Below are 21,607 nucleotides of genomic sequence, written 5' to 3'. Positions count from 1 at the left end.
GTGGCGGATTGGGGCGTCACGGTGCCGTCACGCACGGTAATGACCCGAAATGCGACCTTTGCCCTTCTGTGTGAGTCTGGCAGCGGCCCTGGCCCCGAGTTCCCCCACAGGAGGCAGCACCATGGCCAAGAACAAGAACCGCAAGTCGGGTGGTCAGCAGGACCGCTCCAGCGCCGCCGAGCGCGGTCAGGAGCAGGCGAAGTCCTCTGCCTATGAGTCCCAGGCGATGCCGCAGGCGCAGGCCCAGGGCAGCCCGGCGGATGTTGCCCGTAAGCACCAGCGTCGCTTCGGTCACAACTAGCCGTCACTGTGTGAGGAAGGGGCGCACCCGGTGGGTGCGCCCCTTCCTCGTGCCGGAGCATCCCGGCCGGACATGTGCCTGCCCGCTCAGCCGGCCAGGCAGGACGGGCCGAGCAGCACCTTCAGGTCACCGAAAAGGGCGGGATCCGGCTGGACCCGGTGCCGGTCGAGCCGCAGCACGGTGGTCTTGCGCGGCCCCTGGAGCTTGATCCGCACCTCGGTGTTGCCCTTGTGGTGCCCCAGGATCTCGCCGAGTCTGCTGACCATCGGCGGGGTGACCTTCACGGTGGGGATCGTCAGGACGACCGGTGCGTTGGTGCCCGCCGACGACAGGTCGGGGACCATCAGCTCCATCGCGACCAGACGCGGGATGTCCTCCCGCTTGTCGAGGCGTCCCTTGACGAACACCACGGCGTCCTCGACGAGTTGGGTCGACACCAGCTGGTACGTCGCCGGGAAGAACATGCACTCGATGGAGCCCGCCAGATCCTCGACGGTGGCGATCGCCCAGGCGTTGCCCTGCTTGGTCATCTTGCGCTGGAGGCCCGAGATGATGCCGCCGATGGTGACGATCGAACCGTCCGAGTAGTCCCCGCCGGTGAGCTGGCCGATGCCCGCGTCCGCCTTGTCGGACAGGACGTGCTCCAGGCCGAAGAGCGGGTGGTCGGAGACGTACAGGCCGAGCATCTCGCGCTCCTGGGCCAGCAGGTAGGACTTCTCCCACTCCACGTCGCCGAACTCGACGTCGAGGCCGAAGCCCGGCTCGCTGCTGTCCTCGTCCATGCCGCCGAAGAGGTCGAACTGCCCCTCGGCCTCCTTGCGCTTGACCTGCACCACGTTGTCGATCATGGGCTCGAACTGGGCGGTCAGGCCCTTGCGGGTGTGCCCCATGGTGTCGAAGGCGCCCGCCTTGATGAGCGACTCCGTGGTGCGCTTGTTGCAGGCGGCGGCCTCGACCTTGTCCAGGTAGTCGGGGAAGGAGGAGAACTTCCCCTTCGCCTTGCGCGAGCGGATGATCGAGTCCACCACGTTGGTGCCGACGTTGCGGACGGCCTCCAGGCCGAACAGGATCACGTCGTCACCCTGGGCGGCGAAGTTGTGCACCGACTCGTTGACGTTCGGCGGCAGCACCTTGATGCCCATGCGGCGGCACTCGTTCAGGTAGACGGCCGACTTGTCCTTGTCGTCCTTCACCGAGGTGAGCAGCGCCGCCATGTACTCGGCCGGGTAGTTCGCCTTCAGATAGGCGGTCCAGTAGGTGACCAGGCCGTACGCCGAGGAGTGCGCCTTGTTGAACGCGTAGCCGGCGAACGGGACCAGGACGTCCCACAGGGCCTGGATCGCCGCGTCCGAGTAGCCCTTCTTCTTGGCGCCCGCCTGGAAGAGGACGAAGTTCTTCGCCAGCTCCTCGGGCTTCTTCTTGCCCATCACGCGGCGCAGGATGTCGGCCTCGCCGAGCGAGTACCCGGCGACGATCTGGGCGGCCTTCTGCACCTGCTCCTGGTACACGATGAGGCCGTAGGTGAGGCCGAGGGTCTCCTTGAGAGGCTCCTCCAGCTCCGGGTGGATCGGGGTGATCTCCTGGCGGCCGTTCTTGCGCTCGGCGTAGTTCGTGTGCGAGTTCATGCCCATCGGGCCCGGCCGGTACAGGGCCGAGACGGCGGAAATGTCCTCGAAGTTGTCGGGCTGCATCTGGCGCAGCAGCGAGCGCATCGGGCCGCCGTCGAACTGGAAGACGCCGAGGGTGTCGCCGCGGCAGAGCAGTTCGAAGGTCTTCGGGTCGTCCAGCGGGAGCGAGAGCATCTCCAGGTCGATGCCCTTGTTGGCCTTCACCATCTTGACGGCGTCGTCCATGATGGTCAGGTTGCGCAGGCCCAGGAAGTCCATCTTCAGCAGGCCGAGCGACTCGCACTGCGGGTAGTCCCACTGCGTGATGGTCACGCCGTCGGTGTGCCGCACCCAGATCGGCGCGTGGTCGACGATCGGCTCGCTGGACATGATCACGCCGGCCGCGTGCACACCCATCTGGCGGACCAGGCCCTCGACGCCCTTGGCGGTGTCGATGACCTTCTTCACGTCCGGCTCGTTCTCGTACATCCCCCGGATCTCGCCCGCCTCGCTGTAGCGCGGGTGCTTGGGGTCGGTGATGCCGGAGAGGTCGATGCCCTTGCCGAGGACGTCGGCGGGCATCGCCTTGGTGAGCCGGTCGCCCATCGCGTACGGGTAGCCGAGGACGCGCGCGGAGTCCTTGATGGCGTTCTTCGCCTTGATCTTGCCGTAGGTGCCGATCATGGCGACCTTGTCGGAGCCGTACTTCTCCGTCACGTACCGGATCACCTCGACGCGCCTGCGCTCGTCGAAGTCGATGTCGACATCGGGCATGGAGACGCGCTCGGGGTTGAGGAACCGCTCGAAGATCAGGCCGTGCGTGATCGGGTCGAGGTCGGTGATGCCCATGGCGTACGCGACGATCGAACCGGCCGCCGATCCTCGGCCGGGGCCGACCGCGATGCCGTTGTTCTTGGCCCACATGATGAAGTCGGCCACCACCAGGAAGTACCCCGGGAACCCCATCTGGATGATGATGTCCATCTCGTACTCCGCCTGCTTCTGGCGGTCCTCGGGGACACCACCGGGGTAGCGGCGCTCCATGCCGGCCCGGACTTCCTCCTGGAACCAGGTGACCTCGGTGTAGCCCTCGGGGATCTCGAACTTCGGCATGAGGTTCTTGGCTTCGAACATGCCGGTCGTGTCGATCTGTTCGGCCACCAGGAGGGTGTTGCGGCAGCCCTCCTGCCAGGCGTCCGAGGAGTCGATGGCGTACATCTCGTCGGTCGACTTGAGGTAGTAGCCCGTGCCGTCGAAGCGGAAGCGGTCCGGGTCCGAGAGGTTCTTGCCGGTCTGGATGCAGAGCAGGGCGTCGTGCGCGGTCGCCTCGTGCGCGTAGGTGTAGTGCGAGTCGTTGGTGACCAGCGGCGGGATGCCGAGCTTCTTGCCGATCTCCAGGAGCCCGTCGCGGACCCGGCGCTCGATCTCGATGCCGTGGTCCATCAGCTCCAGGAAGTACTTGCCCTCGCCGAAGATGTCCTTGTAGTCGGAGGCCGCCCGCATCGCCTCGTCGAACTGGCCGAGCCGCAGCCGGGTCTGGACCTCGCCGGAGGGGCAGCCGGTGGAGGCGATGAGCCCCTCCGACCACTGCGAGATCGTCTCCTTGTCCATCCGGGGCCACTTCTGCAGCCAGCCCTCGGCGTACGCGTCCGAGGAGAGCCGGAAGAGGTTGTGCAGGCCCGTCTTGTTGTGCGCCCAGATCGTCTTGTGCGTGTAACCACCCGAACCGGACACGTCGTCCCGCTTCTGGTGCGGCTGGCCCCACTGGATCTTGCGCTTGTTGCGCCGCGACTCGGGGGCCACGTACGCCTCGATGCCGATGATCGGCGTGACGCCCGCCTTCTTCGCCGAATGGAAGAAGTCGTAGGCACCGTGGAGGTTGCCGTGGTCGGACATGGCGATGTGCGTCATGCCCATCTCATTGCAGGCTTCGAACATGTCCTTGAGCCGCGCGGCACCGTCCAGCAGCGAGTACTGGGTGTGGACGTGAAGGTGCGTGAACGGTGTCTTGGACGTGCCAGTCACGGTTGGAGCCTCCAACGGCAGGGGGTTCGCGGAGCGGGGGGACAGCCTCGGAGTCTACGTCGCCCCACTGACAGCCGAGGGGGATCCGCGGCGCGGAGCACCTCCACGAGGGGCGCCGGCCGGGCGGCCGACGGGCACTCCGGGGTACGGTCGCGCGTTGGAAGGGGCACACCCCGTCCGAACGTGACGCAGGCAGTACGCACCAGGAGGCACCCAGCGATGTCGGTCCCGCAGCTCAGCGCTGAGACGCGCGGCGAAGAGATACTCGCCGTTTTCGAGACCGCGTTCGGCGAGCTCCTGGCCGCCGATCCGGCCGCGTTCCGGGTCAAGTTCCGCAAGATGGCGGCCTCGGCCTTCGCCTTCTACCGGGGCACGGCCTGCCTGTTCTACTCCGACCTGGAGAAGGAGCGGCACGGCGGCCCCTACCTGGACGAGCGCACCGGCCGGGTCTGGATCCACGGCGACCTGCACGCCGAGAACTTCGGCACCTACATGGACGCCAACGGCCGCCTGATCTTCAACGTCAACGACTTCGACGAGGCGTACGTGGGCCCCTTCACCTGGGACCTCAAGCGCCTGGCCGCCTCGCTGGCGCTGATCGGCTACACCAAGGCGTTCAGCGACGAGCAGATCACGGCCCTGGTGCGCACCTACGCGGCCGCCTACCGCGAGCGCATCCACGCGCTGTCGTCCGGCGCCAAGGAGGACGAGGTGCCGCCCTTCACCCTGGACACCGCCGAGGGCCCGCTGCTCGGCGCCCTGCGCGACGCCCGCGCCCGCACCCGGTTCGCGCTGCTCGACTCGATGACCGAGATCCGGGAGCACGAGCGCCGGTTCACCGAGGACGACGGGTCGATCGAGCTGGACGCGGCGACCCGCTACAAGGTGCTGGCGGCCTTCGACGGCTACCTGGAGACGCTCCCCGAGGAGAGCCTGGTGCGCCCGGACTCCTACCGCGTGAAGGACGTCGTGGGGCGCCGCGGCATCGGGATCGGCTCGGCCGGCCTGCCCTCGTACAACATCCTGCTGGAGGGGCACAGCGACGCCCTGGAGAACGATGTGGTGATCTACATCAAGCAGGCGCAGACCCCGGCGGTCTCCCGGCACATCACGGACCCGGCGGTGCGCGGCTACTTCGAGCACGAGGGGCACCGTACGGTGATCTCGCAGCGGGCGCTCCAGGCCGCCGCCGACCCGTGGCTGGGCTGGACCGAGCTGGACGGCGCCGGGCAGCTGGTCGCCGAGGTCTCGCCGTACGCGGTGGACCTGGACTGGTCGGACATCGACGACCCCGACGAGATCGCGGCGGTCGTCGCCGACCTCGGCCGGGCGACGGCCACGATGCACGCGGCGGCGGACGACGAGAGCGGCCACTCGGAGCTCGTGCCCTTCTCCACCGAGCGCGCCATCGACGCGGCGATCGCCGCCGACGAGGACGGCTTCGCGGACCTGCTCGTGGACTTCGCGCACGCCTACGGGGCGCGGGCGCGGGCCGACCACCAGATCTTCGTCGACCTGTTCCGCAACGGCCGGATACCGGGCCTGTAGGGGGCGGCCCCCGGCCATGATCGGCCGACGGCCCGCAGTCTCACCGAACTCTTAGGCACGACCTACGGCCGGACATGGCACACTCACCCGCGATGGACATATCAGGGACGCAGCTCAGAGCGGCACGCGCGGCGCTTTTCACAGCGCTCGTCGTGACGCTCTCGACCGCGTCCCACGTGCTGCTCTCCCAGGTCCCGCTGCCGCTCTCGCTGGTGTCCGCCGCGGCGGGGGCGGTGTTCGTCATCGCGTACGCGCTGGCCGGCCGCGAGCGCGGCTACTGGGCGATCGCGGGGGCCCTGGTCCCGCTGGAGCTGGCCGCCGACACCCTGTTCACCACCGGCCAGCACGTCTGCTACGGCCCGGCCGGGGGCCCCGTGGCGGGCGCCCTGCGCGCGGTCGGCTTCGACGTGCTGTGCGGCGGCGGCACGCTGGGCGCGGCGCACGCCCCGGCGAACGCGGCCACCCTGCTGACCCACCCGGGCCCGGCCGTGCCCTGGCTGCTGCTCGCGGCCCATCTGACCGTCGGCCTGCTCGCCGCCCTGTGGCTGCGCCGCGGCGAGGCGGCGCTGGCCCGGGTGCTGCGGGCGGTCGCCGCCTTCGCCTTCCGGCCGCTGCTCGTGGCGGCCGCGGTGGTGCGCACCGTCCATGGCGCACCGCGCCCGCTCGCGCCCGCCGTGCGCCGCGGGTCCGTTCCCTCGCGCACCCGGCTCCTGGTGCACTCCGTGGCACGCAGGGGACCGCCGGGCCGGTCGCTCGTCCTCGTCTGAGGCCGAGCCCCGAGCACAGCGGTTCCCGTCACCTTCCTCACCTGCCATCCGGAGAAAAAGATCATGAGTTCCCGCAACAGCCAGGCCAACAAGGCTGCCGCCCGCGAGCGGCTGCGAGCGGAGCGCGAGCGCGAGGCCAAGAAGGCCAAGACGCGTCGGCAGATCATCGTGGCCGTGTCCGTCGTCGGCGTCCTCGCCATCGCGGGCGGAGCGAGCTACGCGATCATGCAGGCCATGAAGCCCGGCGCGTGGGACGCCGCCAAGGACAAGGCCCTGGTGAAGCCCGCCAACTCGGGCAGCGACGGCACCACCGTCGTCATCGGCAAGCCCGACGCGAAGAAGACCCTCGAGATGTACGAGGACCCGCGCTGCCCGATCTGCTCGCAGTTCGAGCAGACCGTCGGCCCGACGATCAAGAAGGACATCGACGCGGGCAAGTACAAGATCCAGTTCATCGGCGCCACGTTCATCGACAAGGGCAGCCCGGGCACCGGCTCCAAGACCGCCCTGAGCGCGCTCGGCGCGGCGCTGAACGTCAGCCCCGAGGCGTTCCTGGAGTACAAGTCGGCGCTCTACTCGGCGAAGTACCACCCCGAGGAGACCACCGACAAGTTCAAGGACCGCGACTACCTGATCAAGATCGCGGACACCGTCCCGGCGCTCAAGGGGAACGCGGCCTTCGACAAGGCGGTCAAGGACGGCACCTACGACAAGTGGGCGCTGACCATGTCGGACAAGTTCGACAGCAGCGGCGTCCAGGGCACGCCGACGCTGAAGATGGACGGCAAGAAGATCACCGCGGAGGGCTCGGACAACGCCCCCTCGGACCCGGCCTCCTTCACGGCCGCGATCGACAAGGCGCTCAAGGGCTGATCCCCGCCGCTCCTGACGAACGGGCAGTGCGGACCACCGGTTCCGGACTGCCCGTTCGGCGTTGCTAGGCCTCGGCCGCGAGGTCGTCGAGGAAGCCGAGCGCCGTGCGCCAGGTCTGCTCGGCCGCCGCCTCGTCGTAGTCCGGCAGCTGCAGGTCGGTGTAGAGGTGGCCGGCGCCCTGGTAGCGGTAGATCTCCACGTCCGCGCCGGCCCGGCGCATCTGCAGGTACCAGGAGTTGAGCCAGTCGCCGGACTCGAACGGGTCCGGGTCGGCGACGTGGAGCTGCACGGGCAGCTCGTCCACGGCCGTGTTCTCGGCCATGTCCGAGGTGCCGTGGAGCAGCAGCAGCCCGCGCGCCTTGTCGTCGCCGAGCGCCAGGGTCTGCGCGATGGACGCGCCGAGCGAGAACCCGGCGTAGACGAGCCCGCGCTCCGAGTACGGGGCGGCGGCGAGAATGGCGCGCTTCAGGAGCTCGTCCTTGCCGATCTCGTCCTTGACGTCCCTGCCCTCCTCGACGGTCTCGACGGTGCGGCCTTCGTACAGGTCGGGGACGTGCACCTCGTGGCCGGCGGCCCGCAGCCGCCCGGCCGCCTCCTGTACGGCGGGACGCAGACCGTAGACCGAATGGAAAAGCATGATGTTCATGGGGCCATCGTGCCAGTTACGGTCGAGGGCATGGAGAACGTGCTGCGTCCACTGATCGTCATCGGCGGCTCGGTCGTCCTCACGCTGGTGGTGGGCTGGCTGGCCGACCGGCTGCTGCGCCGGGTCGACGCACGGCACCACGAGACACCGCTGTGGGGACTGCTGCGCCGCTGCCGCATACCACTGCGCCTGGTCCTGCTCACCGCGATCCTGCGCGGCTCCTACGGCGCGATCAAGTGGGGCCCGGTGCAGGAGCACAAGGCCGGTCTGGGCCAGATCCTGACGCTGGTCCTCATCGGCGCGAGCGCCTGGCTGGTGGTGCGGATCGCGACGGCTGTCGTGGAGTCCTCCTTCAGCCGGTACGCGACCTCGACCCGCGACCCGGCCCGGGTCCGCCGGGTCCGTACGCAGGTCACCCTCATCCAGCGGGTGGTCAGCGCGATCGTCGCCGTGGTGGCCGTCGCCTCGATGCTGCTCACCTTCCCCGCGATGCGCGCGGCGGGCACCTCGCTGCTGGCCTCGGCGGGCATCCTGGGCATCGTCGCCGGTGTCGCGGCGCAGTCCACCCTCGGCAACCTCTTCGCGGGGCTCCAGATCGCCTTCGGCGACATGGTGCGGATCGGCGACACGGTGGTGGTCGACGGGGAGTGGGGTGTCGTCGAGGAGATCACGCTCACCTTCCTCGCGGTGCGCACCTGGGACGAGCGGCGCCTGACCATGCCGGTGTCGTACTTCACCAGCAAGCCGTTCCAGAACTGGTCGCGCGGCGGCGCCCAGATGACCGGCACGGTCTTCTTCCACCTCGACCACTCGGCGCCGCTGCCCCTGATGCGCGAGCGGCTCGCCCTGATCCTCAAGGAGTGCCCGGCCTGGGACGGGCGGGACTTCTCGCTCGCGGTGACGGACACCACGCCGTCCACGATCCAGGTCCGCGCGGTCGTCACGGCCAAGGACGCCGACGACATCTGGACGGTCCGGGTCACCGTCCGCGAGCAGCTGGTGGCGTGGCTGTACGCCGAGCATCCCTACGCCCTGCCGAGGATCACGACGGGCGAGGCCCGGCCCGCCGCCCGCCCTGCGGTCGAGGACGAGCGGCCCTGAGGCGCGGGCGGGTCCCGGGCCCGGTCAGCGCAGGCTGCGGACGTCCAGCTGCCGCAGCACCCGGTCCACGATCTCCGGGTCGGCGCCGGGCTCGCTGCGCGCGGAGAGCACCTCGTGCCGGGCGGCCGACATCATCTCGCGCTGGATGCGCTGCACCGCCCGGATCCGCTCGACCCGCTTCGCGTAGGCCTCGCGGCGCTCCTCGTCGACCATGTCGGGGCTGATCCGCGCGCCGACGTCGTAGGCCCGGCGGTGCAACTGCTCCAGGACGTCCTCGGGCAGCTCCTCGACGTCCTCGATCTCCTTCAGCCGCCGTTTCGCGGCCTTCGCGGCACGGATGGCCAGGTCCCGCTCCAGATGGCGCTCGGCGTCCGTGTCGGCCCGTACGCCCAGCCGCTTGACCAGCCAGGGCAGGGTCAGCCCCTGGAAGACCAGCGTCGTCATGATCACGGCGAAGGCGATGAAGACGATCTCGTCGCGGCCGGGGAAGGGTGCGCCGTCGTCGGTCTTCAGCGGAATGGCGAGCGCGAGGGCCACCGAGGCCACCCCGCGCATCCCGGCCCACCACATGACGATGGTCTCGCGCCAGGAGGTGGGGATCTCCTCGTCGTAGTCGCGCAGGGTGTGCAGCCGCTTGGCGAGCCAGGTCGCCGGGAGCAGCCACAGCAGGCGTACGCCCACGACGACCCCCACCACGGCCGCGGCCCAGCCGAACATGTGCAGCTCGCGACCGGTCGCCGTGCCGAACACGTTGTGGAGTTCGAGCCCGATCAGGCCGAAGGCGACGCCGGTGACCAGGGTGTCGACGATCTGCCAGAACGTGGCCCCGGCGAGGCGGCCCTGCACGTCGTCGGCGTCCATCGTGTGCTCGGCGAGGAACAGCGCGACCGTCAGTACGGCGAGGACGCCGGAGCCGCCGAACTCCTCGGCCAGCACATAGCCGACGAACGGGACCAGGAGGGTGAGGCCGATCTGGAGGGTGGGGTCGTCGAGGAGGACCATCAGCTTGTTGGCGGCCCAGCCGAGCGCGAGCCCCACGGCGACCGCGACCACGGCGGACAGCACGAGCTCACCGGCGGCCGACGCCCAGGAGAAGCTCCCGGTCACGGCCGCCGTGATCGCCACGTGGTAGAGCACGATCGCGGTCACGTCGTTGAACAGGCCCTCGCCCTCCAGGATCGACACCAGGCGGCGGGGCAGGCCGAGCGAGCCCGCGACGGCGGTCGCCGCGACCGGGTCGGGCGGGGCGACGAGCGCGCCGAGCGCGACGGCGGCGGCGATCGGCAGCCCGGGCACGATGGAGCCCGCGACGGCGGCGACGGCCGCCGTGGTCACGAAGACGAGCGCCACGGCGAGCAGGAAGATGGGCCGGACGTTGGCCGTGAACTGCCGCCAGGAGGTGCGCTGTACGGAGGCGTAGAGCAGCGGGGGCAGCACGAGCGGGAGGATGAACTCCGGGTCGATGTCCACGTTCGGCACGAACGGCAGCAGCGCCATGGCGATCCCGCCGAGCGTCATGAGCACGGGAGCGGGCAGGCCGAGGCGCTCCCCGAGGGGAACCGTCACCACCGCGCCGAGCAGGAGCACGAGCAGCAGGGCCAGCTGATCCACGGATGCCCTCCCGGGCGGTGCGGGCCTGAACGGCCTTGACGATCAAGACCTACAGCGTGCCACGCAACCCGGCCGAACCGCCCATCGGGGGCAAACGGTGCGGGCGGACCGCTAGGCCAGGACCCGCCGCATGGCCCGGTGCGCAATGCCGGCGTCCGGGAACTCCGGGCCGTACGCCTCGTACCCGAGCCGCTCGTAGAAGCCCAGCGCGTGGGTCTGCGCGTGCAGGTCGACCGCGGTGAGGCCGCGCTCGCGGGCGGCGTCCTCGATGGCGCGCACCAGGGCCGCGCCGACGCCCAGGCCGCGCGCGGCGGAGGTCACCGCGAGCCGGCCGAGCGAGCCGATGTCCGCGCCGCCGGTCCTGGCCAGCGCCCGCGGGCCGTACAGGAGCCGCCCGGTGCCGAGCGGTCCCTGGGGGCCGAGCGCGAGGACGTGCAGGGCGACCGCGTCGTACGCGTCGTACTCCAGCTCCTCGGGGACCTCCTGCTCGACCACGAACACCTGCCTGCGCACGGCGAAGCAGGCCTCGCGGTCGGCCGCGTCCTCGGCGACGCGGACCTCGAAGGCCGTCACTCGCTCTCGGCCCGGATGGTGTCGAGCGCGTTCTGCAGGTCCGCCGGGTACTCGCTCGCGAACTCGACCCACTGGCCGTCCGAGGGGTGCTCGAAGCCGAGGCGCACCGCGTGCAGCCACTGGCGCGTCAGCTTGAGGCGCTTGGCGATGGTCGGGTCGGCGCCGTAGGTGAGGTCGCCGACGCAGGGGTGGCGATGGGCCGACATGTGGACACGGATCTGGTGGGTGCGGCCCGTCTCCAGCTTGATGTCGAGCAGCGAGGCGGCGCGGAAGGCCTCGATCAGGTCGTAGTGCGTGACCGACGGCTTGCCCTCGGCGGTCACGGCCCACTTGTAGTCGTGGTTGGGGTGGCGGCCGATCGGGGCGTCGATGGTGCCGCTCATCGGGTCCGGGTGGCCCTGGACCAGCGCGTGGTAGCGCTTGTCGACGACGCGCTCGCGGAACTGCGCCTTGAGCGAGGTGTACGCCCGCTCGGACTTGGCGACGACCATCAGGCCGGAGGTGCCCACGTCGAGGCGGTGCACGATGCCCTGGCGCTCGGCGGCGCCGGAGGTGGAGATGCGGTAACCGGCCGCGGCGAGGCCGCCGATGACCGTGGTGCCGGTCCAGCCCGGGCTCGGGTGGGCGGCGACGCCCACCGGCTTCATGATCACGACAATGTCGTCGTCGTCGTGGACGATCTCCATGCCCTCGACGGGCTCGGCGACGATCTGCACGGGCGCGGGCGCCTGCGGCATCTCGACCTCGAGCCAGGCCCCGCCGTGCACCCGCTCGGACTTGCCGACCACGGCGCCGTCGACCTGGACCTTCCCCGCCGCGGCCAGCTCGGCCGCCTTGGTACGGGAAAACCCGAACATGCGGGAGATGGCGGCGTCGACGCGCTCGCCTTCGAGGCCGTCGGGAACGGGCAGGGTGCGGATCTCGGGAATCGTGCTCACCCGTCGAGTATGCCTTGCCCCACCGACATCCCCCGCCGCAGCGTCCGACGGGCGGACCCGGGCGCTCAGTCCTGGTGGACGGTGCCGTCCGGGTCGAGGCCGCGGAAGGACAGGATCACGATCAGGATGCCGCCGCACACGATGGCCGAGTCGGCGAGGTTGAAGACCGCGAAGCCCTTGGGGGCGATGAAGTCGACGACCGCGCCCTCGAAGATCCCGGGCGACCGGAAGATCCGGTCGGTGAGGTTGCCGAGCGCGCCGCCGAGCAGCAGGCCGAGCGCGATCGCCCACGGCAGGCTGTAGAGCTTGCGCGCGAGCCGGGCGATCACCACGATCACGGTGGCCGCGATGATCGTGAAGATCACCGTGAACGCCTCGCCGATGCCGAAGGCGGCGCCCGCGTTGCGGATCGCGTTCAGTTCGAGCAGGTCACCGATGACCTTGATCGGCTCGTGGTGCTCCAGCCTGGCCACCACGAGCATCTTGCTGCCGAGGTCGAGAAGGAAGGCGAAGACCGCCACCGCGAACAGCACGGCGATCTTCCGCTTGCCCTTCGGCTGCTCGGCAGGGGCCGCCTGCTCGTCGGCCCCTTCCACATCCGGCGTACCGATGATGCGCTCCGCCTCTGCCACGTGAGTCCCTCAACCGACTAGGTGCTGACTGAGCACGAGAGTACGGCACACCTGTGCGGAGTCAGCCCCGCCGTTCCTGCTTCTGCTTGTCCTCCACGCAGAGCGTCGCGCGCGGGAACGCCTGCATCCGGGCCTTGCCGATCGGATTCCCGCAGACCTCGCAGTAGCCGTACGTCCCGGCGTCGAGCCGTTCCAGGGCGTGCTCGGTCTGTTCGAGCGTCTCGCGGGCGTTGGCGGCCAGCGCCATCTCGTGCTCGCGGGTGATGTTCTTGGTGCCGGTGTCGGCGTCGTCGTCGCCCGCGCCGTCCCCGGAGTCGCGCATCAGCCCGGCCAGCGCCGCCTCGGAGGCCTCGATCTCGCTGCGCAGCCGCAGCACCTCGCTGGACAGCTCGTTGCGGGCCTCGGAGACCTCCTCCGGGGTCCACGGGTCCTCGCCCGGCCGGACCGGGAGCTCCCCCGGGGCGGTCGTGGCGACCGCACGGGCCGCCGGCACCGCCGACGCCGCGGCGGTCCTGGCCGCCGTTGCCCCTCCCGCAGTCTTCTTCGCAACCACCTTGTTGGCTCCCGTCTGTTCCGCGGCCGAAGCCGCCCCCTGAGCCGCGGTCGCGGCCCTCTTGGCGCCCGCCCCGGCCGACTTCGCCGGCGCCGTCTTGTCGGTCGCCTTGTCGGACGCGGCCCGCGCCGTCCCGGTTGCCTTGGCGGCCGCGGTCTTCTTGGCGGTGGCCTTCTTCGCCGCGGCCTTCTTGGCGGGCGCCGCCTCCTTGGCCGCGGCCGACCCGCCCGCGGTCGCCTTCCCTGCGGTCGCTTTACCGGCGGTCGACTTCTTTGCCGCGGCGGCCTCGCCGGAGGCGGTCCCGGCCGCGGTCGTTCTGCTCGAAGCGGTCTTGGCCTGGGCTGTCTTGCTCGAAGCGGTCTTGCCCGACGTGGTCTTCTTGGCCGCCTTCTTCTGGGCGGCGGTGTTCTTCCCGCCACTCGTGTCCTTGGCCGCCGAGCCCGTGGTGGCACCTGCGGCAGCACGTGTGGCACTGGGTTTCCTGGACGCCGTTGTGGTCTCTACGGCGGTCTTCTTCGCCACCATGGCCGCGGCCCCTTCACATATTGTGATCTTGCTCGCGAATCGTGCTGGGACGATAAATCGACCCCAGGCCCGCGGCAACGGGGCACGCCGCCGGTTCGCCCCGCCCCGGACCGGCGGCAAGACGAACCTGCATCGGTTGTGCCCAGCTCCCGGCCCGGTAATCCGCCGGACGGGCGGAGCCGGACTCCGCCGGAGGCGGTATGCCCATTCGGGTCATGGACGCGGCCCCGGCCCCGTCCGCCGAAAACCGGTCGGCCGCCCTCCGCCGGGCCCCGTACACTGGCCGCAGCGAGAGGCGTGGACGGGACGAGTAGCGGCGTACGCAGCCAAGAGCGATCCGGGGACGGTGTGAGCCCGGAGGCGAGCGCGCGGTGAAGATCACCCCCGAGCCGCCGGAAGAAAGCCCGCAGGGCGAGTAGACCCGGCTTCGCGACCCCAATGAGGGGGCGGTGTTCCGCACACCGCCAAGGAGGGTGGTACCGCGGGAGCGCCCCACGAGGGCAGGCTCTCGTCCCTCCGACGGAACCGCACGACGATCCGCCGGAGGATGAACGGATGTCGCAGTACCGCCAGGTGCCCGCCCAGGTCGACCTGCCCGCGCTCGAGCACGCCGTGCTCGACTTCTGGGAGCAGTCCAAGGTCTTCGCCAAGAGCCTCGAACAGTCCGAGGGCCGTCCCGAGTGGGTCTTCTACGAGGGCCCGCCCACCGCCAACGGCATGCCGGGCGCCCACCACATCGAGGCCCGCGTCTTCAAGGACGTCTTCCCCCGCTTCCGCACGATGCAGGGCTATCACGTGGCCCGCAAGGCCGGCTGGGACTGCCACGGCCTGCCCGTCGAGCTGGCGGTCGAGAAGGAGCTCGGCTTCAACGGCAAGAAGGACATCGAGGCGTACGGCATCGCCGAGTTCAACGCCAAGTGCCGCGAGTCCGTGACCCGCCACACCGACGCCTTCGCCGACCTCACGACCCGGATGGGCTACTGGGTCGACCTGGACGACGCCTATCGCACCATGGACCCGCAGTACGTCGAGTCCGTGTGGTGGTCCCTGAAGGAGATCTTCAACAAGGGCCTGCTCACCCAGGACCACCGCGTCGCCCCTTGGTGCCCGCGCTGCGGCACCGGCCTGTCCGACCACGAGCTGGCGCAGGGCTACGAGACGGTCGTGGACCCCTCGGTCTTCGTCCGCTTCCCGCTCACCGGCGGCCCGCTCGCGGGCGAGGCGGCCCTCCTGGTGTGGACGACGACCCCGTGGACGCTGGTGTCCAACACGGCGGTCGCGGCCCACCCCGAGGTGACCTACGTCGTCGCGACGAACGGCGAGGAGAAGCTCGTCGTGGCCGAGCCGCTCCTGGAGAAGGCGCTCGGCGAGGGCTGGGAGGTGACCGGCCAGAGCTTCACCGGCGCCGAGATGGAGCGCTGGACCTACCAGCGCCCCTTCGAGCTGGTCGAGTTCCCGGAGCCGGCGCACTACGTGGTGAACGCCGAGTACGTCACGACCGAGGACGGCACGGGGCTGGTCCACCAGTCCCCCGCGTTCGGCGCCGACGACCTCCTGGTCTGCAAGGCGTACGGACTGCCGGTCGTGAACCCGGTCCGCCCCGACGGCACCTTCGAGGAGGACGTCCCGCTCGTCGGCGGCGTCTTCTTCAAGAAGGCCGACGAGAGGCTCACGGAGGACCTCAAGGAGCGCGGCCTCCTCTTCCGCCACGTCCCGTACGAGCACAGCTACCCGCACTGCTGGCGCTGCCACACGGCGCTGCTCTACTACGCGCAGCCGTCCTGGTACATCCGCACCACGGCCGTCAAGGACGCGCTGCTGCGGGAGAACGAGAAGACCAACTGGTTCCCCGAGTCGGTCAAGGAGGGCCGCTTCGGCGACTGGCTGAAGAACAACATCGACTGGGCGCTGTCCCGCAACCGCTACTGGGGCACCCCGCTGCCCATCTGGCGCTGCGAGGAGGTCCACCTCACCTGCGTCGGGTCCCGCGCCGAGCTGACCGAGCTGACCGGCACGGACCAGTCCGCGCTCGACCCGCACCGCCCGTACATCGACGACGTGACGTTCACCTGCACCGCCGAGGGCTGCTCCCTGGAAGCCGTCCGCGTGCCGGAGGTCATCGACGCCTGGTACGACTCGGGCTCGATGCCGTTCGCGCAGTACGGCTACCCGCACCGGAACAAGGAACTGTTCGAGTCCCGCTACCCGGCGCAGTTCATCTCCGAGGCCATCGACCAGACCCGCGGCTGGTTCTACACGCTGATGGCGGTCGGCACCCTGGTCTTCGACAAGTCGTCGTACGAGAACGTGGTGTGCCTCGGCCACATCCTCGCCGAGGACGGCCGCAAGATGTCCAAGCACCTGGGCAACACCCTGGACCCGATCCCGCTGATGGACCAGCACGGCGCCGACGCGGTGCGCTGGTTCATGGCGGCCGGCGGCTCCCCCTGGGCGGCCCGCCGGGTGGGCCACGGCACCATCCAGGAGGTCGTGCGCAAGACCCTGCTGACCTACTGGAACACGGTCGCCTTCCAGGCCCTGTACGCCCGCACGTCCAACTGGGCGCCGAGCGCGGCGGACCCGGCCCCGGCCGACCGCACGATCCTGGACCGCTGGCTGCTGAGCGAGCTGGGCTCCCTGGTCGAGGGCGTCACTGCGGCCCTGGAGTCCTACGACACCCAGAAGGCGGGCAAGCTCCTGTCCTCCTTCGTCGACGACCTCTCCAACTGGTACGTGCGCCGCTCGCGCCGCCGCTTCTGGCAGGGCGACAAGGCGGCGCTGCGCACGCTGCACGACGTGGTCGAGACCGTCACCCGCCTGATGGCCCCGCTGACGCCGTTCATCACCGAGCGCGTCTGGCTGGACATGGTGGTGCCGGTGACCCCGGACGCCCCGGAGTCCGTCCACCTGTCCTCGTGGCCGAAGGCCGACCGGGCGGCGATCGACCCGGCCCTCTCCACCCAGATGGCGCTGGTACGCCGCCTGGTCGAGCTCGGCCGGGCCACCCGCGCGGAGTCGGGCGTCAAGACCCGCCAGCCGCTGTCGCGGGCCCTGGTCGCGGTGACGGGCTTCGAGACGCTCTCCCCCGAGCTGCACGCGCAGATCACCGAAGAGCTGAACGTGACGTCCCTTGCCTCCCTCTCCGAGGTGGGTGGCTCGCTGGTCGACACCACGGCGAAGGCCAACTTCCGCGCGCTCGGCAAGCGGTTCGGCAAGGGCGTGCAGGACGTGGCGAAGGCCGTGGCCGCGGCCGACGCGGCGGCCCTGTCCGCCTCGCTGCGCGACACGGGCACGGCGTCCGTCGAGGTCAACGGCGAGCAGGTCTCGCTGGCCCCGGACGAGGTCATCATCACCGAGACCCCGCGCGAGGGCTGGTCGGTGGCCTCGGACTCCGGCGCCACGGTCGCCCTCGACCTGGAGATCACCCCTGAGCTGCGGCTCGCGGGCCTGGCCCGGGACGCGATCCGGCTGATCCAGGAGGCGCGCAAGAACAGCGGCCTCGACGTGGCGGACCGGATCGCGGTGCGCTGGGTCGCCACGGATCCGGAGGTCGCCTCGGCGCTGACGGCCCACGCGGACCTGATCGCGGACGAGGTCCTGGCGACGGACTACGCGTCCGGCGAGGCGCCCTCGGGGTACGGCGAGCCCTTCACCGACGAGGGCCTCTCCCTCACGTTCCGCCTCCGCAAGGCGTAGCAGCCCCCTCCCGGCGGCCCACCCCCACACGGGGGTGGGCCGCCGAGCCATACCCTCCGCGCCCGCCTCCAACCGCCGGACGGGCTGAGGTTGCTCATGCCGGCCAGCACCAGCACCGCCAGGGGCGCTGGGAACTGCGCGAGAAGCGACCACGATCCGCGGACGAAGGCGGGTTTCCAGGGGCGCGGGGAACTGCGCGACCAGCCACGCACGCGCCCGCACGCAAAAACCGGGCCCCGGGCCCGCGCAGCCGGAGAAGACCCACCCCGCCAGGGGCAACCGGCCACAGCGGACCGGACCCGCCGGACCGAGGGCGCGCAAAAGGGCCGGGCCCCTGGAAAAACCAGGGGCCCGGCCCTCGCAGCCTGCCGACGGCTACGCGCGGATCACGCGCGCAGACCCCGTCAGTTGTCGTCCTCGTCGATCAGGAAGCCCCGCATCGGCGAAGGAGCCTGCTGCATCGGCGACGGCCCCTGCGGCCGTACCGGCGCCATCGGCTGGGTCATCGCCGGCGACATCTGCTGCTGGCCACCGTAGGACGGCGCGCTGGGCATGGACTGCTGACCGCCCATGGACTGCTGGCCCCCCATGGGGTGCCCCATCGCACCGGCACCGGCCGACGCCATGGACCCGCTCATCTGCGGAGCCGGCGGCAGCGACGCGGTCGCCGGGGTGCGCGGCGGCGCGAGCGAGTCGTCGGCCTGGGTCTCCAGCTGACGCAGCTGGGACTCCAGGTAGGACTTCAGACGCGTGCGGTACTCGCGCTCGAAGCCGCGCAGGTCCTCGACCTTGCGCTCCAGCGTGGCGCGGGCGGACTCCAGGGAGCCCATCGCGACGCGGTGCTTCTCCTGCGCGTCCCGCTCCAGGGCGTCGGCCTTGGCACGGGCGTCGCGCTCGAGACCCTCGGCGCGGGACCGGGCCTCACCGACGATCTTGTTGGCCTCGGAACGGGCCTCCGCGATCGCCTGGTCGGCGGTCTGCTGCGCGAGCGAGAGCACCCGGGCGGCGCTGTCGCCACCGGGAGCCTGGGCCGGCTGTCCCATCTGCGGACCGTGGCCGCCCATGGGGCCGCCCATCGGCTGGCCCATCGGGCCCTGGCCGAGCTGGTTCTGGCCCATGGGGCCCTGACCCAGCTGGTTCTGGCCCATCGGACCCTGACCCATGGGGCCCTGGCCCATCTGGCCCGGGCCGTGCTGGCCCTGCGGGCCGTGGCCGCCAGGTCCCGCGGGCAGCTGCGGCGCACCGCTGGGCAGCTGGGGCGGACCCATCTGCGGCTGCTGCTGGACCTGCGGCGGACCGGATATGGCGGCGGGTACGGGCGCACCCGGGCCTCGGCCGTCCTGCGGCTCCTGCTTGCGCATGCCCTGCTGCTGCTGGTTCTGCGCGGCGGCGCGCGTGGCGGCGGCCAGCTTGGCGCGCAGGTCCTCGTTCTCGCGGAGCAGTCGCGTCAGCTCGGACTCGACCTCGTCGAGGAAGGCATCGACCTCGTCCTCGTCATAGCCTTCTCGGAGGCGGACGGTCGTGAACTGCTTGTTCCGCACGTCCTCGGGGGTCAGCGGCATCTCTTCTTCACCTCTACGTAGTCGTCGGCAGTCGGCAGGACCGTATCGTTCACAACCTGACCACGATGCTGATCAGGATGTAGACGATGATCATCAGAACGAAGAAGGACAGGTCGAGTGCCACGCCCCCGAGACGCAGCGGCGGAATGAACCGCCGCAGAAGCTTGAGCGGTGGATCGGTGACAGTGTAGGTGGCCTCAAGAACGACCACCATCGCCTTGCCGGGTTGCCATGAACGGGCGAACTGGAAGACGTAGTCCATGACGAGCCGGAAGATCAGCACGATGAGGAAGCACATCAGCGCGATGTAGACCACCTGTAGTGCGACGCCCATCTCGCGCTTCCCTCTCCCCTTGCATCAAAGCCCCGGCCTTGTCCTGGCCGGTTCGTTCCCGGTGTCGTGTTCTCAGCTCTGGTTGAAGAAACCGCCCTCTGCGATGCGGGCCTTGTCCTCCGCCGTGACATCGACGTTAGCAGGAGACAGCAGGAACACCTTCTGCGTCACCCGTTCAATGCTGCCGTGCAGGCCGAAGACGAGTCCGGCGGCAAAGTCGACAAGTCGCTTCGCGTCGGTGTCGTCCATCTCGGTGAGATTCATGATCACCGGAGTGCCCTCGCGGAAGTGTTCCCCGATGGTACGGGCCTCGTTGTAGGTCCGCGGGTGCAGCGTGGTGATGCGGTACGGCTCCCGCTCGGACACGACCTTGGGCATGATCACCGGTGCGTTCTTCTCCAGGCTCGGACGTTCAGGTGTGATGGATGCCACGGGTGCAATTCGCGCCGGACGTCCGCTTTCTACCGATAGCTGAACCGGTTCTCTCGGCGCCGGAGGCTGAGTTACCCGTACCGGTTCGTCCCGTTCGTCCTGGAGTGTGGACTGGTGCGGGGGCTGATGCCGCCGACGGTCGCGCTCCGGTTCGGGCTCGGGTTCGAAATCGTCGTCGGGGTCGAACCCCCGGCCGTCGTACCCATCGTCCTCCACGAGGCCGAGGTAGACCGCCATCTTGCGCATCGCGCCGGCCATGCTCAGATTCCTCCGCTCTGTGGTGGATCGCTCCTGTCGCCAACTGGCAGCGTCACCAAGGGCCCACGATCCACGCGGTCTGCCCACCGAAGAGTGGGAATGACCATATTTTCTGCTGTGGTCCGACTTGCTTCGCGACGTTACCCGAGCCGGGGTCGGACTCCGAGTACCGCCGTTCCGACGCGTACATGTGTCGCTCCGGCCGCAACGGCCTCTTCGAGGTCCGCACTCATCCCTGCTGACACCATGTTCGCAGCCGGATGGTCCGCGCGCAGGCGGGATGAGAATTCCACCAGCCGCTCGAACGCGGCCCGTTGCCGTCCGGCGTACTCACCGGCCAGCGGCGCCACCGTCATCAGACCGTCGAGCCGGAGCCCGGGCGCCTCGGCGACCAGGGCCGCCAACTCCTCGATCCCGTCCGGGGCGACCCCTCCGCGCTCGCCCCGCGCACCGGACTCCGCGTCGAGCGCGACCTGGATGAGGCAGCCCAGTTCGCGCTCGGCCCGGACCGCCGCGGCGGAGAGCGAGCCGATCAGCTTGGACCGGTCGACCGACTGCACCATATCGGCATAACCCGCAACAGAACGAACCTTGTTCGTCTGCAACTGACCCACGAAGTGCCAGGTGAGATCGAGGTCCGCACAGGCCGCCGCCTTGGGGGCCGCGTCCTGGTCGCGGTTCTCCGCGACATGGCGTACGCCCAGCGCGTGCAGCAGGCGCACGTCGCTCGCCGGGTAGGTCTTGGTGACCACGATGAGGGTCACCTCGTCCCGCCGGCGCCCGGCCGCGGCACAGGCGGAAGCGATACGTTCCTCCACCCGGGCCAGGTTCTCGGCGAGTTCGGTCTTGCGATCCGTCATGAGTCGTCAGTCCAGCCAGACATATCCGGCGAGCCGCCCGGTGGTGCGGTCGCGACGGTACGAGAAGTGGTCGAGGGATTCGAGCGTGCAGACGGGCGAGGCCTGGAGGTCGGTGACGCCCAGGGCGGCCAGTTGCGCGTGCACTCCCGCGGTGACGTCCACGGCGGGCGTGCCCCAGCTGGTCTCGGACCAGGCGGCGGGCTCGGCCTCGGCGACCTCGGCCCGCATCGGCCCGGGCACCTCGTAGCAGCGTCCGCAGACGGCCGGGCCGGTGCGCGCGACGATCCGGGCCGGGTCGGCGCCGAGCGAGACCATCGCCTCGACGGCGGCGGGCACCACGCCCGCGACCATTCCGGGCCGGCCCGCGTGGGCGGCGCCCGCGACCCCGGCCACCGGGTCGGCGAGCAGGACCGGGGTGCAGTCCGCGGTGAGCACGGCGAGCGCCGTTCCCCGACGGCCCGTCACCACCGCGTCCACGGCGGTCGTGTCGCCCGGGGCGAAGGGGCCGTCGACGACGGCGACCTCGCGCCCGTGCACCTGGTTCATCCAGACCACCCGGCCCGGGTCGAGCCCGAGCGAGGCGGCGGCGCGCTCGCGGTTGGCGCGGACGGCTGCGGGGTCGTCGCCGACCGCGCCGCCGAGGTTGAGCTCCTCGTACGGAACGGCGCTCACCCCGCCCCACCGGTCGGTGAAGGCGAAGTGCGCGCCGCTCACGGTGCCCTGCTCTCGTATCACTTCAAGAGATCGCTTCGAAACGTCACTTCG

General features: G+C 70.4%; 18 protein-coding genes. 6 read left to right on the top strand and 12 right to left on the bottom strand.

What is annotated here, in order from left to right; translation table 11 throughout:
• The first annotated feature begins 121 nt into the window (after positions 1-121).
• Positions 122-301, top strand: a complete 180-nt coding sequence (locus DT019_RS06945; protein WP_114035742.1) for a hypothetical protein — start codon at positions 122-124, stop codon at positions 299-301.
• Between the two features lie 86 nt (positions 302-387).
• Here DT019_RS06945 and dnaE read toward each other — a convergent pair whose 3' ends face one another.
• Positions 388-3,933, bottom strand: a complete 3,546-nt coding sequence (gene dnaE / locus DT019_RS06940; RefSeq protein WP_189389239.1) for a DNA polymerase III subunit alpha — start codon at positions 3,931-3,933, stop codon at positions 388-390.
• Between the two features lie 219 nt (positions 3,934-4,152).
• Here dnaE and DT019_RS06935 point away from each other — a divergent pair, with 219 nt between their 5' ends.
• The 3 genes from DT019_RS06935 to DT019_RS06925 all read left to right on the top strand — a co-directional run bounded on the left by DT019_RS06935 (position 4,153) and on the right by DT019_RS06925 (position 7,121).
• Positions 4,153-5,481: a DUF2252 domain-containing protein gene (locus DT019_RS06935; RefSeq protein ID WP_114035740.1), complete on the top strand. Its 1,329-nt coding sequence runs from the start codon at positions 4,153-4,155 to the stop codon at positions 5,479-5,481.
• 92 nt (positions 5,482-5,573) lie between these two features.
• Positions 5,574-6,248, top strand: a complete 675-nt coding sequence (locus DT019_RS06930) for a hypothetical protein (RefSeq protein ID WP_114035739.1) — start codon at positions 5,574-5,576, stop codon at positions 6,246-6,248.
• A 63-nt stretch (positions 6,249-6,311) separates the two neighbouring features.
• Complete coding sequence (locus DT019_RS06925; RefSeq protein WP_114035738.1) at positions 6,312-7,121, top strand: DsbA family protein; 810 nt, start codon at positions 6,312-6,314, stop codon at positions 7,119-7,121.
• A 64-nt stretch (positions 7,122-7,185) separates the two neighbouring features.
• Here DT019_RS06925 and DT019_RS06920 read toward each other — a convergent pair whose 3' ends face one another.
• Positions 7,186-7,767, bottom strand: a complete 582-nt coding sequence (locus tag DT019_RS06920) for a dienelactone hydrolase family protein (protein WP_114035737.1) — start codon at positions 7,765-7,767, stop codon at positions 7,186-7,188.
• Between the two features lie 30 nt (positions 7,768-7,797).
• On the opposite strand from DT019_RS06920, the gene DT019_RS06915 reads away from it, so the two are divergent.
• Entirely contained in the window at positions 7,798-8,868 is a 1,071-nt protein-coding gene (locus DT019_RS06915; RefSeq protein ID WP_114035736.1) for a mechanosensitive ion channel family protein, read from the top strand.
• Between the two features lie 24 nt (positions 8,869-8,892).
• Here DT019_RS06915 and DT019_RS06910 read toward each other — a convergent pair whose 3' ends face one another.
• The 5 genes from DT019_RS06910 to DT019_RS06890 form a co-directional block, all read right to left on the bottom strand.
• Positions 8,893-10,479, bottom strand: a complete 1,587-nt coding sequence (locus tag DT019_RS06910; RefSeq protein ID WP_114035735.1) for a Na+/H+ antiporter — start codon at positions 10,477-10,479, stop codon at positions 8,893-8,895.
• A gap of 111 nt (positions 10,480-10,590) precedes the next feature.
• On the bottom strand, positions 10,591-11,052 hold the full coding sequence (locus DT019_RS06905) for a GNAT family N-acetyltransferase (RefSeq protein ID WP_114035734.1): 462 nt from the start codon (positions 11,050-11,052) through the stop codon (positions 10,591-10,593).
• Positions 11,049-11,990: an RluA family pseudouridine synthase gene (locus tag DT019_RS06900; RefSeq protein ID WP_114035733.1), complete on the bottom strand. Its 942-nt coding sequence runs from the start codon at positions 11,988-11,990 to the stop codon at positions 11,049-11,051. Before DT019_RS06900 ends, DT019_RS06905 begins: the two co-directional genes overlap by 4 nt.
• A gap of 65 nt (positions 11,991-12,055) precedes the next feature.
• A complete protein-coding gene (gene lspA, locus DT019_RS06895) occupies positions 12,056-12,622 on the bottom strand; it encodes a signal peptidase II (protein WP_114035732.1) in 567 nt (188 codons plus the stop codon).
• Positions 12,623-12,683: 61 nt separating this feature from the next.
• Positions 12,684-13,700, bottom strand: coding sequence for a TraR/DksA family transcriptional regulator (locus DT019_RS06890; RefSeq protein WP_114035731.1), 1,017 nt, complete (start codon positions 13,698-13,700; stop codon positions 12,684-12,686).
• 555 nt (positions 13,701-14,255) lie between these two features.
• Here DT019_RS06890 and ileS point away from each other — a divergent pair.
• Positions 14,256-17,396: an isoleucine--tRNA ligase gene (gene ileS, locus DT019_RS06885; RefSeq protein ID WP_114035730.1), complete on the top strand. Its 3,141-nt coding sequence runs from the start codon at positions 14,256-14,258 to the stop codon at positions 17,394-17,396.
• Positions 17,397-17,800: 404 nt separating this feature from the next.
• Here ileS and DT019_RS06880 read toward each other — a convergent pair whose 3' ends face one another.
• The 5 genes from DT019_RS06880 to pgeF all read right to left on the bottom strand — a co-directional run bounded on the left by DT019_RS06880 (position 17,801) and on the right by pgeF (position 21,556).
• Complete coding sequence (locus DT019_RS06880; RefSeq protein ID WP_114035729.1) at positions 17,801-18,958, bottom strand: DivIVA domain-containing protein; 1,158 nt, start codon at positions 18,956-18,958, stop codon at positions 17,801-17,803.
• A gap of 49 nt (positions 18,959-19,007) precedes the next feature.
• Positions 19,008-19,292, bottom strand: a complete 285-nt coding sequence (locus DT019_RS06875; RefSeq protein WP_114035728.1) for a YggT family protein — start codon at positions 19,290-19,292, stop codon at positions 19,008-19,010.
• 72 nt (positions 19,293-19,364) lie between these two features.
• Positions 19,365-19,982 (bottom strand): cell division protein SepF, encoded by a 618-nt coding sequence (locus tag DT019_RS06870; RefSeq protein ID WP_114035727.1) that lies wholly within the window; start codon positions 19,980-19,982, stop codon positions 19,365-19,367.
• Between the two features lie 140 nt (positions 19,983-20,122).
• On the bottom strand, positions 20,123-20,842 hold the full coding sequence (locus DT019_RS06865; protein WP_114035726.1) for a YggS family pyridoxal phosphate-dependent enzyme: 720 nt from the start codon (positions 20,840-20,842) through the stop codon (positions 20,123-20,125).
• 6 nt (positions 20,843-20,848) lie between these two features.
• Positions 20,849-21,556, bottom strand: coding sequence for a peptidoglycan editing factor PgeF (pgeF, locus tag DT019_RS06860; protein ID WP_388975527.1), 708 nt, complete (start codon positions 21,554-21,556; stop codon positions 20,849-20,851).
• Between the last annotated feature and the right edge of the window lie 51 nt (positions 21,557-21,607).

The organism is Streptomyces sp. SDr-06, assembly GCF_003324565.1.
Classification (GTDB): domain Bacteria; phylum Actinomycetota; class Actinomycetes; order Streptomycetales; family Streptomycetaceae; genus Streptomyces.
This window is presented reverse-complemented; position numbering and strand designations above follow the sequence as displayed.

Coding starts and splice junctions, on each gene's coding strand:
- DT019_RS06945 (WP_114035742.1), top strand. CDS start 122: ATGGCCAAGAACAAGAACCGCAAGTCGGGTGGTCAGCAGGACCGCTCC.
- DT019_RS06870 (WP_114035727.1), bottom strand. CDS start 19,982: ATGGCCGGCGCGATGCGCAAGATGGCGGTCTACCTCGGCCTCGTGGAG.
- ileS (WP_114035730.1), top strand. CDS start 14,256: ATGTCGCAGTACCGCCAGGTGCCCGCCCAGGTCGACCTGCCCGCGCTC.
- DT019_RS06865 (WP_114035726.1), bottom strand. CDS start 20,842: ATGACGGATCGCAAGACCGAACTCGCCGAGAACCTGGCCCGGGTGGAG.
- DT019_RS06930 (WP_114035739.1), top strand. CDS start 5,574: ATGGACATATCAGGGACGCAGCTCAGAGCGGCACGCGCGGCGCTTTTC.
- DT019_RS06915 (WP_114035736.1), top strand. CDS start 7,798: ATGGAGAACGTGCTGCGTCCACTGATCGTCATCGGCGGCTCGGTCGTC.
- DT019_RS06880 (WP_114035729.1), bottom strand. CDS start 18,958: ATGCCGCTGACCCCCGAGGACGTGCGGAACAAGCAGTTCACGACCGTC.
- DT019_RS06920 (WP_114035737.1), bottom strand. CDS start 7,767: ATGAACATCATGCTTTTCCATTCGGTCTACGGTCTGCGTCCCGCCGTA.
- DT019_RS06925 (WP_114035738.1), top strand. CDS start 6,312: ATGAGTTCCCGCAACAGCCAGGCCAACAAGGCTGCCGCCCGCGAGCGG.
- DT019_RS06935 (WP_114035740.1), top strand. CDS start 4,153: ATGTCGGTCCCGCAGCTCAGCGCTGAGACGCGCGGCGAAGAGATACTC.
- DT019_RS06875 (WP_114035728.1), bottom strand. CDS start 19,292: ATGGGCGTCGCACTACAGGTGGTCTACATCGCGCTGATGTGCTTCCTC.
- DT019_RS06890 (WP_114035731.1), bottom strand. CDS start 13,700: ATGGTGGCGAAGAAGACCGCCGTAGAGACCACAACGGCGTCCAGGAAA.